At 69.9% G+C, this 17,550-nt stretch carries 13 protein-coding genes and 2 riboswitches; of the genes, 5 read left to right on the top strand and 8 right to left on the bottom strand.

Features of this window, described 5'->3' with window-relative positions; genetic code table 11:
- Positions 1-16 precede the first annotated feature (16 nt).
- Complete coding sequence (gene cobW / locus KS03_RS25885; RefSeq protein WP_015875869.1) at positions 17-1,084, bottom strand: cobalamin biosynthesis protein CobW; 1,068 nt, start codon at positions 1,082-1,084, stop codon at positions 17-19.
- A 169-nt stretch (positions 1,085-1,253) separates the two neighbouring features.
- A riboswitch (cobalamin riboswitch) is annotated at positions 1,254-1,518 on the bottom strand.
- Positions 1,519-1,609: 91 nt separating this feature from the next.
- A riboswitch (cobalamin riboswitch) is annotated at positions 1,610-1,859 on the top strand.
- Positions 1,860-2,078: 219 nt separating this feature from the next.
- On the opposite strand from cobW, the gene KS03_RS25890 reads away from it, so the two are divergent.
- From KS03_RS25890 to KS03_RS25900, 3 genes are read left to right on the top strand one after another with little or no spacing between them, the layout of a single operon-like run.
- Positions 2,079-2,537, top strand: coding sequence for a cobalamin biosynthesis protein (locus KS03_RS25890; RefSeq protein ID WP_015875870.1), 459 nt, complete (start codon positions 2,079-2,081; stop codon positions 2,535-2,537).
- A 43-nt stretch (positions 2,538-2,580) separates the two neighbouring features.
- Positions 2,581-3,183, top strand: coding sequence for a cob(I)yrinic acid a,c-diamide adenosyltransferase (cobO, locus tag KS03_RS25895; protein ID WP_015875871.1), 603 nt, complete (start codon positions 2,581-2,583; stop codon positions 3,181-3,183).
- 14 nt (positions 3,184-3,197) lie between these two features.
- Positions 3,198-4,514 (top strand): cobyrinic acid a,c-diamide synthase CobB, encoded by a 1,317-nt coding sequence (locus KS03_RS25900; protein WP_015875872.1) that lies wholly within the window; start codon positions 3,198-3,200, stop codon positions 4,512-4,514.
- A 52-nt stretch (positions 4,515-4,566) separates the two neighbouring features.
- Here the strand turns inward: KS03_RS25900 and KS03_RS25905 are convergent, their stop codons facing one another.
- On the bottom strand, positions 4,567-4,935 hold the full coding sequence (locus KS03_RS25905) for a helix-turn-helix domain-containing protein (protein WP_015875873.1): 369 nt from the start codon (positions 4,933-4,935) through the stop codon (positions 4,567-4,569).
- Between the two features lie 512 nt (positions 4,936-5,447).
- On the opposite strand from KS03_RS25905, the gene KS03_RS25910 reads away from it, so the two are divergent.
- Together KS03_RS25910 and KS03_RS25915 are read left to right on the top strand one after the other, a co-directional pair.
- Entirely contained in the window at positions 5,448-6,785 is a 1,338-nt protein-coding gene (locus KS03_RS25910) for a M23 family metallopeptidase (protein ID WP_035980378.1), read from the top strand.
- Positions 6,786-6,937: 152 nt separating this feature from the next.
- Positions 6,938-7,729, top strand: a complete 792-nt coding sequence (locus KS03_RS25915; RefSeq protein ID WP_015875875.1) for a YoaK family protein — start codon at positions 6,938-6,940, stop codon at positions 7,727-7,729.
- 189 nt (positions 7,730-7,918) lie between these two features.
- Here the strand turns inward: KS03_RS25915 and KS03_RS25920 are convergent, their stop codons facing one another.
- The 6 genes from KS03_RS25920 to KS03_RS25945 all read right to left on the bottom strand — a co-directional run bounded on the left by KS03_RS25920 (position 7,919) and on the right by KS03_RS25945 (position 17,547).
- Positions 7,919-9,223, bottom strand: a complete 1,305-nt coding sequence (locus KS03_RS25920; RefSeq protein ID WP_015875876.1) for an MFS family transporter — start codon at positions 9,221-9,223, stop codon at positions 7,919-7,921.
- Between the two features lie 306 nt (positions 9,224-9,529).
- The gene (locus KS03_RS25925; RefSeq protein ID WP_015875877.1) at positions 9,530-11,206 is read right to left on the bottom strand and encodes a SpoVR family protein; all 1,677 of its coding nucleotides are present in this window, start codon (positions 11,204-11,206) and stop codon (positions 9,530-9,532) included.
- A 4-nt stretch (positions 11,207-11,210) separates the two neighbouring features.
- Positions 11,211-12,476, bottom strand: a complete 1,266-nt coding sequence (locus KS03_RS25930) for a YeaH/YhbH family protein (protein WP_015875878.1) — start codon at positions 12,474-12,476, stop codon at positions 11,211-11,213.
- A 114-nt stretch (positions 12,477-12,590) separates the two neighbouring features.
- On the bottom strand, positions 12,591-14,513 hold the full coding sequence (locus KS03_RS25935) for a PrkA family serine protein kinase (protein ID WP_015875879.1): 1,923 nt from the start codon (positions 14,511-14,513) through the stop codon (positions 12,591-12,593).
- A gap of 1,049 nt (positions 14,514-15,562) precedes the next feature.
- On the bottom strand, positions 15,563-16,504 hold the full coding sequence (rbsK, locus tag KS03_RS25940; RefSeq protein WP_035980078.1) for a ribokinase: 942 nt from the start codon (positions 16,502-16,504) through the stop codon (positions 15,563-15,565).
- Positions 16,501-17,547, bottom strand: a complete 1,047-nt coding sequence (locus KS03_RS25945) for a LacI family DNA-binding transcriptional regulator (RefSeq protein ID WP_015875881.1) — start codon at positions 17,545-17,547, stop codon at positions 16,501-16,503. The genes rbsK and KS03_RS25945 overlap by 4 nt, the downstream gene beginning before the upstream one ends.
- Positions 17,548-17,550: the final 3 nt, after the last annotated feature.

Consider the following 17,550-nt stretch of genomic DNA (forward strand, 5'->3'; position numbering starts at 1 on the left):
GGCGGCGCGCGGCGCGTCAGGCCGGCTGGGCGGCGCCGAGCGCGGCCGTGAAGGCGCGCTGCAGCGCGGCCGCGTCGAGATCCTCGCCGATCAGCACGAAGCGGCTGACCTCGTCCTCGCCGTCCCGCAGCCGGCGGTCGAAGTAGCTGTCGAAGCGTCCGCCCACGCCCTGGATCACCAGCCGCATCGGCGTGCCGGGCAGCACCGCGAAGCCCTTCACGCGGTAGATCGTGTGGCCGTCCACCAGCGCGCGCAGCGCGGCGACGGTCGCCTCGCGCGAGCTCACGCGCGCCTGCACCACCACCGAGTCGAACTCGTCGTGGTGGTGATCGGCGTCGTCGGCCGAGCCGTGATGATCGTGGCGCAGGTGGATGCTGTCCTCCGAGGCCGCGTTCAGGCCGATCAGCGTGGCCAGGTCGAGCTCGCCGCGCTGCGCCCGCACGATCTTCACGTGGGCCGGGATTTCCTCGCGGATCGTGGCCTCGACCGAGGCGAATTGCGCCTCGTCGAGCAGGTCGGTCTTGTTGACGATCACCAGGTCGGCCGACGAGAGCTGGTCGGCGAACAGCTCGTGCAGCGGCGATTCGTGATCGAGGTTCGGATCGGCGCGGCGCTGCTCGTCCACGGCGTCGGGGTTGTCGGCGAACTGGCCGGCCGCGGTGGCCGGGCCGTCCACCACGGTCAGCACCGCGTCGCAGGTAAAACTGTTCTTGATCGACGGCCAGTTGAACGCCTGCACGAGCGGCTTGGGCAGCGCGAGGCCCGAGGTCTCGATCAGCACGTGATCGATCTCGGCGCGGCGCTCGACCAGCGCCTCCATCACCGGATAGAACTCCTCCTGCACCGTGCAGCACAGGCAGCCGTTGGCGAGCTCGTAGAGCTGGCCGGCCGCTTCCGCGCCCTCTTCGCAGCCGATGCCGCATCCCTTCAGGATCTCGCCGTCGATGCCGAGTTCGCCGAATTCGTTGACGATCACCGCGATCCGGCGGCCCGACGCGTTCTCGAGAATGTGACGCAGCAGCGTGGTCTTGCCGCTGCCGAGGAAGCCCGTGACGACGGTCACGGGAATTTTGCGCATTTGCATGGGAAGGATTCCGTCGGTGAGTCGGTGGATGATGCCATCGGCGCGTGGCAGGAGCGATCGCAAACGGGCCGCCACGCCGGCGGCCCGGGACAGCGCGCCGCCTCCCGCGGCGCGTCCCTTGCGGAGCCTCCCGCGCCAGCGCGCGCCGGGCCAGGCGCGCCGCGAGCGCGGCGGTTCCGCCGTTCTGGCCGGTATCCGGGCTGGCGACCGCGCCGCTTCGCCTTCCCGGACGCCGGCGGCATCCAGTGGCCTGGCCGCGCGTGACGCGCACGCGCGGTGAAGCGGGCCTCGCATCGCCTCTTTGCGATGCAGTCGCTTACCGTTGCGGGGGCAGCACAGGTTGATCGCGGCCGCGGCGCGGCCCGATGCCCTGTTTCCCGTTCAACTGCGTGCGCAGGAATCCGCACGCGAGCACCAAAACGGCTGCGAGTGTAGGCGCCGCGCCGGAACGCGTCAAGGCGCGCGGGCCGGGCCGGCGCGGGCGGCCCCGCCCCGCCGGCTGGCGGCCCGCCCGGCGCCGCTGTGCTATCGTATGCGCGCGTCTGGTGCCCGCTGCCGCGTTCGCGGCGGCGGTTGAACGGGAAACAGGAAGCGGCGTGCGCAAGCGGCACCTCGCCTGGCCTGTGCTGTCCTCGCAACGGTACGCCGCCGGCGGTCCGCTCCCAGCGGGCCGCGCGGATCGACGAACGCCACTGCCGCACGCGGCGGGAAGGCCTCGATCCGTTCGTTTCGATCGGCGGTCAGCCCGGATACCGGCCGACGCAATGGCGGGTTCACCCGCCCGACACGGCGCTCGCGAGGTACGCGCGCCGCGCCAGCGCGCTGTTCCGATCAACCGGCTCGATCCCGCTTTCGCATGACCCGCTCAGCCTCGCGTTTGGCGCCGAGCCACGCGCTGCCATCCGCCGCGACGCCGGCGGCCACGGCGCGCGTGTGCGACGCCCTGCTGCCCACGCCGCCCCTGCCGGCGCGCCCCTGCGCGCCGTGCGCCGGGGTGCCCGATGCCGCCGATGCCACGGCCTCGCGCGCCGCGCCATGGCGCGTCGCGGTCGGCATCGGCTGCCGCGCCGGCCGCTCGGCCGAGGCGATCGAGGCCGCCATCGAGGCCGCGCTGGCACGCCACCCGGGCCTCGGGCGCGAGGCCGTCGCGCTCGTCGCGACGCTCGACGCGAAGGCGGCCGAGCCCGGCCTCGTCGCCTGCTGCGCGCGCCATGGCTGGCCGCTCGTGGCGATCACGCGCGAGGCGATCGCGGCGCTGGCAGGCAGGCGCGCGGCGGGCGGCGACATGGGCCGCGCAGCGGACCAGCGGGCGCCCGTTTCGGCGGTGCAGGCGCGCTTCGGCATCGACGGCGTCTGCGAGCCCTGCGCGCGCGCGGCCGCGCCCAACGGCACGCTGCTGGTGACGAAGACGGTCGTCGACGGCGTGACCGCCGCGATCGCCGGACCGCTCTGAGCCTCGCGCGCCCTCCCCCCAATTTCCGCACTCAGGAGACCCGATGAAAACCGATCCCGAATCGCATCAGCGCATGACCGAACGCCGCCGCGCCGGCCACGAGAAGAAGCAGGCTGCGGCCACCGTCGAGAAGGGGCTGCTGATCGTCAACACCGGCAACGGCAAGGGCAAGACCACGGCCGCCTTCGGCATGGCGGTGCGCGTGCTCGGCCATGGCATGCGGCTCGGCGTGGTGCAGTTCATCAAGGGCGCCCTGCACACCGCCGAGCGCGACCTCCTGGACACCTTCGCGCAATGCGATTTCGTCACGATGGGCGACGGCTACACCTGGAACACGCAGAACCGCGACGCCGACATCGCCACCGCGCGCAAGGGCTGGGACGCGGCGCGCCGCATGATCGAGAGCGGCGAATATCAGATGGTGATCCTCGACGAGCTGAACACCGTGCTCAAGTACGAGTACCTGCCGCTCGACGAGGTGCTGGCCGTGCTGGCCGCGCGCGCGCCGATGCTGCACGTGGTGATCACGGGCCGCCACGCGCCGGACGCGCTCGTGGAGGCCGCCGATCTCGTCACCGAGATGCGGCTCGTCAAGCACCCGTACCGCGAGCAGCACGTGAAGGCGCAGCGCGGCGTGGAGTTCTGATGACGGCGGCCGGCATGCCAGCCTGTCCCGCGCTGCTGATCGGCGCGAGCGGGTCCGGCCAGGGCAAGACCTCCGTGACCGCCGGGCTCGCGCGGCTGCACCGGCGGCTCGGCCGGCGCGTGCGCGTGTTCAAGACCGGCCCGGACTTCCTCGACCCGATGATCCTCGCGCGCGCGAGCGGCGCCGAGGTCGAGTCGCTCGATCTCGGCATGGTCGGCGAGGCCGGCTGCCGCGCGCTGCTCGCGCACGCGGCGGCCGAAGCCGACCTGATCCTGATCGAGGGCGTGATGGGGCTCTACGACGGCACGCCGAGCAGCGCCGACCTGGCCTGCCGGTTCGGCGTGCCGGTGGCCGCGGTGATGTCGGCGACCTCGATGGCGCAGACCTTCGCCGCGCTCGCCTTCGGGCTCGCGCGGTTTCGCCCCGAGGTGAGGTTTCACGGAGTGCTCGCCAACCGGGTCGGCTCGGCGCGCCATGCCACGCTGCTGCGGGCCGCGCTGCCCGACGACATCCGCTGGCTCGGTCATCTGCCGACCGATGCCGGCATCGCGCTGCCCGAGCGACACCTCGGGCTGCACCAGGCCGGCGACATCGCCGATCTCGACACGCGGCTGGAGCGCGCGGCCGACGCGCTCGCGGCCACCGCCCTCGCCGAGCTGCCGCCGGTGGTCGGCTTCGCGCCGCCCGAGCCGGCGCCGCCGCTGCCGCGCTGGCTCGACGGCCTGCGCGTGGCGGTGGCGCATGACGCCGCGTTCGCGTTCATCTATCCGGCCAACCTCGCGCTGCTGGCAGCGCTCGGCGCGCGCGTGACGCGCTTCTCGCCGCTCGCCGACGAGCCGCTGCCCGACTGCGACGCGCTCTATCTGCCGGGCGGCTATCCCGAACTGCATGCGGCACGCCTGGCCGGCAACGCCCGCAGCGCGGCCGGCATCGCCGCGCACGTGGCGGCCGGCCGGCGCGTGCTGGCCGAATGCGGCGGGCTGCTCTACCTGTGCGAGACGCTGACCGACGCCAACGGCACGACCACGCCGATGCTCGGGCTGCTGCCGGGCGCCGCCACCATGCAGCGGCGCTTCACGGCGCTCGGCATGCAACGGCTCGACACGCCGCACGGGCCGCTCAACGGCCATACCTTCCATTATTCGAAGCTGGAGATGCCGCTCGCGCCGGCCGCGGTGGCCACGCGCCCCGACGACGGCGCGCCCGGCGAGGCGGTTTACCGGCACGGGCCGATCGTGGCCAGCTACCTGCATGGGTACTGGCCGTCGAACCCGCGCGGCCTTGCGAGCCTCATGCTCGGCGAATGGCCCGCGGCCTCGCCGCGTCGCTGAGCCCTCGCCAGGCAGCGATAGCCGCGGCCGACCCGATGCGGCATGCGCCGGCTCAGGCCGAGCCGATCAGCAGGTCGGCCGGAATCCCGAGCCCCTGGTGCAGGCGCCGGATCATCGCCAGGCTCAGCGAGCGCTTGCCGTTCAGCACTTCGTAGACGCGGTTGGTGTTGCCGATGTAGGGCTTGAGGTCGGCGACCGACAGGCCGTCCTGCTCCATGCGGTAGCGGATCGCGGCGATCGGGTCGCGCGCGTGCCGGCGCAGGCAGGCGTGCTCGTAGCGCTCGACCAGACAGGTCAGGATCTCGAGCTTGTCGCCGCCGGGCGTGCCCGGCTCGGCGCCGGCCGCGGCCAGCGCCGACATCTCGGCGAGCGCGGCCTCGTAATCGAGCTCGGTGCGGATCGGGCGTATCGTCAGGTCCATCGGGTCGCTCCACGGTGGCGTCGCCGGCCGGCGCGGCGCGATGGCCGCGCATGCCGGCCCGGATGCGGGACGGGCCATGGTAGTCCCGGCGCGGGACGGTTCTCAATGCGGCATCGGGTATCGGCCCGCCGGCCCGCCCGCGACCACGGCGGCCGCGGCCGCCGCGCGGGAAGGCACGGCCTCGGGCGCTGCGCGCCGCGCTCGAACCGCGCTGGCGGCGACACGATGGCGGCCCCGCCGCGCCGCCGCGAACTTACATCGAACCCCATATAAAAATCCGAATCTGTCGGAACGCACGCGACATCGCGCTGTCATGTTCCCTGGCATCGATTTTCCACGCAGGGTCCCGCCGTTCGTCGATGGACCCTCGTCCGGCGTGCTTGACCGCGCGCCGACGCGCAGCACGCCACGCAGCCAGCCGCTTCCGCGGCGCGTGGCGCCGAAGCGCTGGTGCAGCCGGGCCGCGTCGTGTCGCGCGGCCCGGCTGCCGTCGCCCCAAACCCGTTTTGAGGATGTACAGTCCGTTGATCCCCCGCATCGACCTTCCCGTTCGCGCCGGCGGCCGACACGCCCGCCGGCCCGCCCCGCACCCGCTGGCGCGCCTCGTTCCGGCCACCGGCGTCATCGGCGCGCTGGCCGCGCTGGCCGCCCTCGCCCTCACCGCCGCGCCGCCGGCCGCCTCGACGCCGGCCACGCCGACACTGAGCGGCGCCGCGAAGACGCCGCTGCGTGTGTTCGCGGCCACGCCGTTCCCGAGCGCGCAGCGTTTCGTCACCGAGCAGCTCGAAGCCGAGCTCGGCCCCTACGAGGCGGCGCTGGGGCGGCTGGCCACGCGCCCGCTCGTGCGCCCCTTCCCGCGGCCGGGCCTGCTCGGCGACGCGAGCGACCTGTTCTCGCTCGCCGCGCCGCCGCCCCACGCCGACGCGCCGCTCCAGGCGGGCGGCGTGCGCGCCGGCACGATCGAGCGCTCGTTCGCCGACACCCTGCAGCGGCTCGACGTGCCGCCCGAGGTGCGGATCCAGCTCGGCGACCTGGTCGCCACGCACACGCACCCGCATGCCGCCGCGCAGCCCGGCGACCGCTACCGGCTCGCCTACGCGATCACGCCCGACGGCCCGCGCCTGACGGCCCTCGATCTGCGCAGCGCCGGACGCCACTTCGGCGCGCTCTGGTTCCGCCCGCCGGGCGCAACCCATGGTGCGTTCTACAGATACGACGGCACGCCGCTCGAGGCGGCGGCGCTGATCATGCCGGTGGCCGCCACGCGCATCAGCTCGCCGTTCGGCGAGCGCCTCCACCCGATCTCGCATCTGCGCCTGATGCATACCGGCACCGACTTCGCGGCGCCGCGCGGCACGCGCGTGAACGCGGCGGCCGACGGCGTGGTGTCGTTCGTCGGCATCGATCCGCATGGCTACGGGCGCTACGTGGTGGTCGAGCATCCCGGTGGGGTCTCGACGCTGTACGCGCATCTGTCGGCGTTCGCGCCCGGGCTCGAGGAAGGCATGCGCGTCGCGCAGGGCCAGCGGCTCGGCGCGGTCGGCATGACGGGCGCCGCCACCGGCCCGCATCTGCATTTCGAGGTGCGCCGGGCCGATACGCCGGTCGATCCGGTGGTCGCGCTCGCCGACGCGAGCAACACGCTCGCGCCCATGCAGCTCGACGCGTTCCGCCGCGAGGCCACCGCCATGCGCACCCAGCTCGCCGCCGCGGCCGCCCCGGCCACCGGCATCGCGATGCTCGACACGGCCCCCGCCGATGCCGGCCTGAGCACGCTCGACCCGACCTTGCGCGCACTGCTGCCGGCCCCGGGCCAGGCCGCCGCCTCCGCCCGGGCCGCCGCGTCCTGACCGCGGCGGCGACGCGCGCCCGCCACGCGCCATGGCAGGCGTCATGACGCCGCGCCGCTGTCTCGTTATCATCGTGGGCAGGCGCGCCGGCAGCGGCGCGCCTCGCGGACCGCGCGCGGCGCGGCACAGCATTTCTCGACGGGAGCGCTTCGATGGCGCCAGCTCAGTATTTCCGCAGCCTCGCCGGACGCGAGCGCAGCGCCGACGGCAATCGCCGCCTCGGCCTGTCGCTCGCGTTCGTGGCGGGCGCGGCCAATGCCGGCGGCTTTGTGGCCGTCCATCAGTACACCTCGCACATGAGCGGCATCGTGTCGTCGATCGCCGACGACACCGCGCTCGGCGATCTCTCGCTGGCGCTGGCCGGCGTGGCCTCGCTGCTCGCGTTCGTCTGCGGTGCGGCCAGCACCGCGCTGCTCGTCAACTGGGGGCGCCGGCGCGGCCTGCATAGCCAGTACGCCTCGCCGCTCGCGCTCGAGGCGCTGCTGCTGGTGGGCTTCGGCGTGCTCGGCAGCCAGCTCGCCGATCACCGCCCCTTCTACGCGCCGCTCACGGTGATCCTGCTCTGCTTCATCATGGGGCTGCAGAACGCGATGATCACCAAGATCTCGAATGCCGAGATCCGCACCACGCACGTCACGGGGATGGTGACCGACATCGGCATCGAACTCGGCAAGCTGTGCTATCCGAACCGCGCGCCGGCCGGCCCGGCGCCGGATGGCGGCGCGCCCGCGCCGCTCGCGGCCCTGCCGCCGGTGCGCGCGAACCTGCCGAAGCTGCGCGTGCTGGGCGCCATGCTGGCGATGTTCATCGGCGGCGGGCTGGCCGGCGCGCTCGGCTTCCAGCATGCCGGGTACGCCGCCACGCTGCCGCTCGCGGCGCTGCTCATGGCGCTCGCGATCGTGCCGTTCGCCGACGACCTGCGCGCGCGGCTCGACCGCTCCTGAGCCTGGCGCGCCATCGCCGCCGGCGCGGCACGGACGAAAAAAAGCCCGCCGTCAGGCGGGCATCGAATCCCAGTCAAGGAGGTGTCACACGAACTACGGGTTCAGATTAAGGGGCCCGCCGCGTGACCACAACCAAGCATTTCCGATATCGTTATCGCGATCGCGCCGTTACGCCGGCGGCGCCGCCGCTCACGGCTCGTGCCGCAGATAGCCTTCCCTGGCCGGGTCGCGCATGCGCCACGACACCAGGAACGAGATCGCGCACAGCGCCGTCACGTACCAGTAGAACGTCGCCTCGGTGCCGGCCTGCTTGAACCACAGCGCCACGTACTCGGCCGTGCCGCCGAACAGCGCATTGGCCACCGCGTAAGAAAGGCCCACGCCCATCGCGCGGACTTCGGGCGGAAACATCTCGGCCTTGATCAGGCCGCTGATCGAGGTATAGAAGCTGACGACGGCGAGCGCGACCGTGATCAGCACGAATGCCGTCATCGGGCTCCTGGTGCCGGCGATCGCATGCATCAGCGGCACCGTGCCGAGCACCGCGAGGCCGCCGAACAGCAGCATCGAGCTGCGCCGGCCGATGCGGTCCGACAGCGCGCCGAACACCGGCTGCAGCAGCATGTAGACGAGCAGCGCCATCGTCATCACGTTGCTGGCCGTCTTCGCAGGCATGCCCGCCGTGTTGACGAGGTACTTCTGCATGTAGGTGGTGAACGTGTAGAAGATCAGCGAGCCGCCTGCCGTGAAGCCGACCACCGTGAAGAACGCGCCCTTGTGCTGCATCACGCCGCGGATCGTGCCGGCGTCGCGCGCATGGCGCGATTCGCGGGTGGAGGTCTCGCCGAGCGACTTGCGCAGGTAGAGCGACACCAGCGCGGCCAGCGCGCCGACCAGGAACGGAATCCGCCAGCCCCAGGCGCGCAGTTCCTCGGTGGTGAGGAACTGCTGCAGGATCACCAGCACCAGCAGCGCGCAGAGCTGGCCGCCGATCAGCGTCACGTACTGGAACGAGGCGAAGAAGCCGCGCCGGCCCTTCAGCGCGACCTCGCTCATGTAGGTCGCGCTGGTGCCGTACTCGCCGCCCACCGACAGCCCCTGCAACAGCCGCGCCACCAGCAGCATCACCGGCGCGAGCGCGCCGATCTGGTCGTAGGTGGGCAGCGCCGCGATCACCAGCGAGCCGCCGCACATCATCAGCACCGAGATCATCATCGCGGTGCGCCGGCCGCGCCGGTCGGCGATGCGGCCGAACAGCCAGCCGCCGATCGGCCGCATCAGGAAGCCGGCCGCGAACACGCCGGCGGTGTTGAGCAGCTGCGTGGTGGGATTGCCGCTCGGAAAGAACGCGTGCGCGAAGTAGAGCGAGCAGAACGAATAGATGTAGAAGTCGAACCATTCGACGAGATTGCCCGACGAGGCGCCGACGATCGCGAAGACGCGTCGGCGGGTGTCGTTGGCGGCCAGGTGGGCCGGATCGGTGAGATCGGTCATGCAGTTGCGGTCCTCGATGGGTCGTGGGATGCGTGCGGGGGCATGGGCGCGACGCGCGCTGCGCATGGCGCACCCGGCCGCGCCGGGCGGCCGGTGCACGGGCGCGGGACCGCCTCGCCCGGCACCGCCCGCGCTCGGTGCGGCGCCATTCTATCCAATTGAAAGCTTGCGCGCCGTCAGGGCAGTCCCCAGGATCGGGCACGGCCCGCGCCCTCGCGCAACCGCCATGCCCCATCACGAAAGAAGCCAGCCCGAGGGCTGGCTTCGCTCGACGCAGCGCGGGCGGACGGCGCGTCCGCCCGCCGCTCAGACCCGCACCTCGGGCGGCCGGTAGCGGCACTCGTAGCGCTTGCGCACCGTGCCGGCCTCGTCGACGCTCTCGAGGAACACGTCGAACTGCCAGAGCCGCGCCATGTGCTTGAGCACCTCGTCGCTGTCGTTGGCCAGGTGGCGGTTGTCGGTCATGAAGTGGCGCAGCGTGAGGCTGCGGTCGCCGCGCGTATTGACGGCCCACACCTGGATGTTCGGCTCGCGGTGGTGGATGTCGTACTGGCGCGAGAGCGCCTGCCGCACGTACTGATAGCCGCTGTCGTCGTGAATCGCCGAGACTTCGAGCGAATCGCGCATGTCGTCGTCGAGCACCGAGAACAGCCGCATCTCGCGGATCAGGTGCGGCGACAGGTATTGCGCGATGAAGCTCTCGTCCTTGAAGTTGCGCATCGCGTAGTGCAGCGCCGGCAGCCACGGGCTGCCGGCCAGCTCCGGAAACCAGCGGCGGTCTTCCTCGGTCGGATTCTCGCAGATGCGCCGGATGTCGCTCATCATCGAGAAGCCCAGCGCATACGGGTTGATCCCGCTGTAGTAGGGCTTGGTGACGGGCGGCTGGTAGATCACGTTGCTGTGCGAATGGAGGAACTCCATCATGAAGCCGTCGGCCAGCTTGCCCTGCTGGTAGAGCGTGTTGAGCAGCGTGTAATGCCAGAAGGTGGCCCAGCCCTCGTTCATCACCTGCGTCTGCCGCTGCGGGTAGAAGTACTGCCCGACCTTGCGCACGATGCGGATCACCTCGCGCTCCCAGGGCTCGAGCAGCGGCGCGTTCTTCTCGGCGAAGTACAGCAGGTTCTCCTGCGGCTCGGGCGGGTAGCGCCCCTCCACTTCCTCGTCGGCCGCTTCCGGCTTGCGGCCGGGCAGCGTGCGCCAGAGCTCGTTGACCTGCGACTGCAGATAGGTTTCGCGCTCGCGCCGCAGCGCGGCCTCCTTGGCCAGCGACGGCTTCTGCGGGCGCTTGTAGCGGTCCACGCCGTAGTTCATCAGCGCGTGGCACGAGTCGAGCAGTTCCTCGACGCGGTCGAGCCCGTAGCGCTCCTCGCACTCGGCGACGTAGTTCTTGGCGTAGACGAGGTAATCGACGATGGCATGCGCGTCGGTCCAGAGCCGGAACAGGTAGTTGCCCTTGAAGAACGAGTTGTGGCCGTAGGCGGCGTGCGCGATCACGAGCGCCTGCATGGTCAGCGTATTCTCTTCCATCAGATACGCGATGCAGGGGTTCGAGTTGATCACGATCTCGTAGGCGAGGCCCATCTGGCCGCGCCGGTAGCTCTTCTCGGTCGACAGGAAATGCTTGCCGAACGACCAGTGGCGGTAGTTGACGGGCATCCCGACCGACGCGTAGGCGTCCATCATCTGCTCGGCGCTGATCAACTCGAGCTGGATCGGGTAGATGTCGAGCTCGTATTGCTCGGCGACCTGCGCGATGTGCGTGTCGTACTCCTCGATCAGCTCGAAGGTCCAGTCCGACGGGCACGGCAGCGGTTTGCGTTCGGCGACGTTCATGCGCCCTTCCTTCAGCCCGCTCTCGGGCATTGCTGGGTGCGGCGGCGACGCGTCGGCGCCGGCTCGATCGGTGCCGGGGCCGGGCGCGTCGTCGCCCGTGTGGCGCGCCTGCCAGCCGCGCGCCGCGTTGTCCGGGTGGCGTGTCGTCATGCCATCAGGTTTCCACGTGTTTTTCGAACAGCTCGCGGAACACCGGGTAGATGTCCGCGGCCGACTCGGCCTTCTTCATCGCCATGTGCGGCTGCGACAGCGCGAGCTGCGCGTATTCGAGCCACAGATTCTGCTCTTCCGGCGCCACCTGGATATAGGCGAAGTAACGCGTCTTGGTGAGGATGTCCTCCTGCAGGATCTTGCGGCACTTCGGCGAGTCGTCGGTCCAGTTGTCGCCGTCCGAGGCCTGCGCGCCGTAGATGTTCCATTCGGTCGGCGAGTAGCGCTCGTTCATCACCTTGCGCATCAGTTCGAGCGCGCTCGACACGACCGTGCCGCCGCTCTCGGTGGAATGGAAGAAGGTGTCCTCGTCGACTTCCTCGGCGCGCGTGTGATGGCGGATGAACACCACCTCGATGCGCTCGTAGTTTCGCTTCAGGAACAGGTAGAGCAGGATGAAGAAACGCTTGGCGAGATCCTTGCGCTGCTCGTCCATCGAGCCCGACACGTCCATCAGGCAGAACATCACGGCCTGGCTCGACGGTTGCGGCTGCTTCACGCGGTTCACGTAGCGCAGGTCGAACGGATCGATGAACGGAATCCGCCAGATGCGCCCTTTCAGGTGATGGATCTGCGCCTCGAGCTCGGCGATCTCGACGCGGTGGTCGCCGGGGTCGTCTTGCAGCGCCTCGAGCCGTGCCTCCAGCCCGCGCAGCTCGGCCACGAGCGGCGAGCCGAGCGCGATGCGCCGGCCCAGCGCGCTGCGCAGCGAGCGCACCACGTCGATGTTGTTCGGCGTGCCTTCCGCCGCCCAGCCCGCGCGCACGTTCTTCCAGCTCGGCACCGCCAGCAGATGCGTCTGCACGAGCCGCGGCAGTTCCAGGTCGTCGAAGAAATACTGCATGAATTCCTCGCGGCTCAGCTCGAACACGAAGTCGTCCTGCCCCTCGCCCTCGTTGCTGGCCTGGCTGCCGCCCCCGCCGGAGCCGCCCGGCGGGCGCGGGATCTTGTCGCCGCGAATGTAGTCGGAATTGCCGGGATGCACGTGCTCGCGCCGCCCGCCGGAGGCATGGCGGAACGTGGGCTCCGCGATGTCCTTGCGTGGAATGGTGATGCTCTGGGTGCTTTGGATGTCCTTGATGCTACGGTCGCGGACGGCATCGGACACCGCCCGGCGAATGTAGTTCTTGACGCGACGCAGAAAGCGCTCGCGGTTTGCAATGCTCTTGTTCTTGCCGGCCAGCCTGCGGTCGATGATTTGATGAAGCACTCCCGGTCTCCCGCTCGAAAGTCGATACGCCGGGACGTGCCGCACGATCCACCGTGCGGCGCGTCGCTCAGGGTGCCCGCGCGGCCAGGCCGCGCGGACGGTGCAACAGATGCATCATGACGACTTGCGCACGCGCAGATACCAGTCGCAGAGCAGGCGCACCTGCTTCGGCGTGTAGCCCTTGGCGACCATGCGGTTCACGAAGTCCTCGTGCTTGCGCTGCTCCTCCGCCGATCCCTTGGCGTTGAACGAGATCACCGGCAGCAGTTCCTCGGTGTTCGAGAACATCTTCTTCTCGATCACCACGCGCAGCTTCTCGTAGCTGACCCAGGCCGGGTTCTTCCCGCCGTTCGCGGCCCGCGCACGCAGCACGAAGTTCACGATCTCGTTGCGGAAATCCTTCGGATTGCTGATGCCCGCCGGCTTCTCGATCTTCTCGAGCTCGGCGTTCAGCGAGGCGCGGTCGAAGCTCTCGCCCGTGTCGTGATCGCGGAACTCCTGATCCTGGATCCAGAAGTCCGCATAGGTCACGTAGCGGTCGAAGATGTTCTGCCCGTACTCCGAATACGATTCGAGGTACGCCGTCTGGATCTCCTTGCCGATGAATTCCGCATAGCGCGAGGCGAGCAGATCCTTCACGAACGACAGATACTTCTGCTCGGTTTCCGGCGGGAACTGCTCGCGTTCGATCTGCTGCTCGAGCACGTACATCAGGTGGACCGGGTTCGCGGCCACCTCCGAGCTGTCGAAGTTGAACACGCGCGACAGGATCTTGAACGCGAAGCGCGTCGACACGCCCGTCATGCCCTCGTCGACGCCGGCGTAGTCACGATACTCCTGATACGACTTCGCCTTCGGATCGGTGTCCTTGAGGTTCTCGCCGTCATACACCTGCATCTTCGAGAACAGGCTCGAGTTCTCGGGCTCGTGCAGCCGCGTGAGCGTGGAGAACTGCGCCATCATCTTCAGCGTGCCCGGCGCGCAGACGGCGTCGGCCAGCGAGGAGCTGCGGATCAGCTTCTCGTAGATGCGGATCTCTTCCGACACGCGCAGGCAGTACGGCACCTTCACGACGAAGATCCGGTCGAGCAGCGCCTCGTTGTTCTTGTTGTTGCGGAACGCCTTCCATTCGGACTCGTTGGAGTGGGCGAGGATCACGCCGTCGAAGGGAATCGCGCCGAACCCTTCGGTGCCCTTGAAGTTGCCTTCCTGGGTGGCGGTCAGCAGCGGATGCAGCACCTTGATCGGTGCCTTGAACATTTCGACGAATTCGAGCAGGCCCTGGTTCGCCAGGCAGAGGCCGCCCGAGTAGCTGTAGGCGTCGGCATCGTCCTGCGCGTACTGCTCGAGCTTGCGGATGTCGACCTTGCCGACCAGCGAGGAGATGTCCTGGTTGTTCTCGTCGCCCGGCTCCGTCTTGGCGATGCCGATCTGGCGCAGGATCGACGGATAGCGGCGCACCACGCGGAACTGGCGGATGTCGCCGTTGTACTCGTGCAGCCGCTTGACGGCCCACGGGCTCAGGATGCTCTTGAGGTAGCGACGCGGAATGCCGTATTGCTCCTCGAGGATCGGGCCGTCCTCATCGTAGTCGAACAGCCCGAGCGGCGATTCGTTGACGGGCGACCCCTTCAGCGCATAGAACGGCACGCGTTCGGCCAGTTGCTTGAGACGCTCGGCGATCGACGACTTGCCGCCGCCCACCGGCCCGAGCAGATAGAGGATTTGCTTCTTCTCCTCTAGCCCCTGCGCCGAATGGCGGAAGTACGCGACCACCTGCTCGATCACTTCCTCCATCCCGTAGAACTCGCGAAACGCGGGATAGACCTTGATGACCTTGTTCGCGAAGATTCGCGACAAACGCGGATCGTTTCGCGTATCGACCTGCTCCGGTTCCCCGATGGCTGCCAACATGCGTTCGCCTGCAGTGGCGTACGCCGATGGATCGTTCTTGCAGAGCGCGAGATATTCTTCGAGCGAGAACTCCTCCTCCCGAGTTTTCTCGAAGCGGTTCGCGAAGCTGCTGTAAATATCCATGCTACCTCCTCGCCTTGTGACGGAAGACGATCTTGCCTTCGTTGGATCACTCAGAAGCAGGACCGTTCGATTTCATCCTAAACCCATTTACTTATTTTTTCACGAACAAACTTCAGTCGGAACGTTGCTGCCAGGCACTCAGAAAAACCCCGCTTGGACTGGTCTTTTTGACTGCCATACAATGTTCTCCCCGAGCTTCCCAACGTAACGCACGCATCCTCTTAGGTTGCACGGAATCGTCTCTCGCATCGGACGCGTTCCTCCCTGCTTCCCTATACGATCGAGCCGGCAATTCGGACGACAGCGCGCTCGCATTCGTTACAATTTTTTGCGATCGATCCTGCTTCGCGCGAAGGCGTGCGATGGCGCACGATGCGCGCACGACGAGGCGCGCATCGCCTCACGCCTTGCGAGGCGCGCGGCCGATGCGTCGATGACACGCGAGGCGGCACGCGCGACGTATTGGGGAAAACGCGTGGCGTGTTTCGCCTGTCGTGCATCCGGACGGCAATGGAACGAAACAGTGGTTCGCGGCGATGAACCGAAACGAAGCGGACCAAGCACTGCGATCGCGTCGAGTCGCGCGCACGGCACGCGCCGATCCGGTGCTGCGCAGAACACGGTGCGCGCACGACGATGGCTGCGCCGACGACAGCGACGGTGATGAAAGGCGCACGCGGCTCGCCCGCTCATGACAGACGCGCGCGCGCGCGGCCCGCCCGCTCATCGGCCTGACGATGCCCGCCGGTTTGCCACGGGATCGCGGAACCTCGCCGCGCACGCCGGGTCGCGCGACGGCCCGGTCGAGAGTGCAGCAGGAACGCAGCGCAGCGGGGCGAGCCGCCCGCCGCGATCCGGGCCGGGTACACGATGCGCACCCTGCAGGCTGCCCGCACCGGCGGCACGCGCCGGGCCGAGCGCGGCGACGTGACGGCCCGCTGCGGCGATCCCCCGACGCGTCCGGCCCGATGAACGCCATCCCCAAACGAAAGAATCCGGCGCGAAGCCGGATTCGAAGAACCGCCGCTGCCCGCAGGCGCGCACGGCGCCTACTTGGAGAGCTCTTGTAGGGTCGGAATAGAAGGTTGCGCACCGGCCCGCGTCACGGACAATGCGGCCGCGCGTAGCGCGAAGCGGATCGCCTCGTCGGGCGTCTCGCCGGCCGCGAGCCGCGCCGCGAAGCCGCCGATGAAGGTGTCGCCGGCCGCGGTCGTATCGACCGCCTCCACCTTCGGGGCCGGATAATGGCGCGTGCTGCCGTCGGCTTGCCGGGCCACCACGCCCTGCCCGCCGAGCGTGACGATCACGTTGCGCGCGCCGGCTTGCGCGAGCTGCCGTGCGGCCAGTTCCGCATCGGCCGGCGTCGCGATCGCGACGCCCGTCAGCGCGGCCGCCTCGATCTCGTTCGGGATCAGCCAGTCGACCAGCGGCAGCCAGCCGTCCGGCAGCGGCGCGAGCGCCGGCGCCGGATTCAGCACGACGCTGCATGCGTGGCGGCGCCCCGCCTCCAGCGCGGCGCGCACGGCCGGCAGCGGGGTCTCGAGCTGACAGACCAGCACGTCGGCCGCCGCGATCATCGCGTCGTGGGCGGCCACGTCCTCCGGCGTCACCAGCCCGTTGCCGCCGGCGACGATCACGATCGCGTTCTGGCTCGCGTCGTCCACCACGATCAGCGCCACGCCGGTCGGCACGCCGGCGCTGGTCGCGAGCGCCGCGCAGTCGATTTGCTCGGCTTCGAGCGCGGCGCGCAGCGCGGCGCCGTTGGCGTCGTCGCCGAGGCGTCCGAGCATCGCCACCCGCGCGCCGAGCCGCGCGGCGGCCACCGCCTGGTTGCCGCCCTTGCCGCCCGCGGCCTGGGCGTAGCCATGGCCGCTCAGCGTCTCGCCCGGCTTCGGCAGGCGCGGCGCCCGCACCACCAGATCCATGTTCAGGCTGCCGACCACGGCAACCCGCCCGCCCGGCCGCCGGCCGCCCCGCGCGCCGGCGCTCATGCGCGCACGGCCGGCGTGAGGCCGGCTTCGCCTTTGTAGGCCGCGGTCGATTCGCGCAGCACCAGCCGCGGCGACACCACGCGGCGGCGCTTGGTCATGGCTGCCGAGCCCGCCGAGCCGGCCGCGATCCGCTCGATCAGCGTTTGCGCCGCGATCTCGCCGAGGGCGCGCGCCGACTGGCCAACCGTCGACAGCGCCGGGTAGGTGTAGCTCGACATCTCGATGTCGTCGAAACCGATGATCGAGCAGTCGTGCGGCACGCCCAGGCCGCGCTCGGCCACCGCGCGCAGCGCGCCGATGCCCATCAGGTCGTTGCCCGCGAAGATCGCCGTGGGCTGCAGCTTGTCGAGCAGCTCAGCCGCGCCGCGATGGCCGCCCAGGCACGAGAAGTCGCTCTCGGCGATCGCGCCGGGCGCGATGTCGAGGCCGCGCTCGGCCATCGCGCGGATGAAGCCGTGCACGCGCATCGCGCTGACCGCCGTATCGATGGGGCCGGTGATGCAGCCGATTCGCGAATGCCCGAGCTCGATCAGGTGGCGCGTGGCCAGGTAGGCGCCGCGCTCGTGGTCGATCTGCACCAGATCGGCGGACAGCCCCTCGATGTTGCGATCCACCACCACCAGCGGCTCGCGCGAATCGGCGAGCGTGTGGGCCAGCACCGCATCCTCGCCCGCCGAGGCGATGATCAGCCCGTCGATGCGCTTTTCCTGCAGCACGCGCAGATAATTGCGCTGCTTGACGGGATCGTCGTCGGAATTGCAGAAGAACACGCAATACCCGCGTGCCGCGCACTGGTCCTCGATGCCGCGCGCGAGTTCGGCGAAATACGGATTCGTGCTGTTCGGCACGACCAGGCCGATGGTGGCCGTCGCGCGGGCTTTCAGGGATCGCGCGACGGCCGACGGGACGTAGTTGAGCTGGATGATCGCCCGCTCCACCTTCGCTCGCACGTCGGCCGACACCGGCCGCGAATTGTTCACCACGTGTGACACCGTGGTGAACGACACGCCCGCCATGGCAGCCACATCCTTGATCGTCGCCATTTT

This window comes from Burkholderia glumae LMG 2196 = ATCC 33617 (assembly GCF_000960995.1).
Classification (GTDB): domain Bacteria; phylum Pseudomonadota; class Gammaproteobacteria; order Burkholderiales; family Burkholderiaceae; genus Burkholderia; species Burkholderia glumae.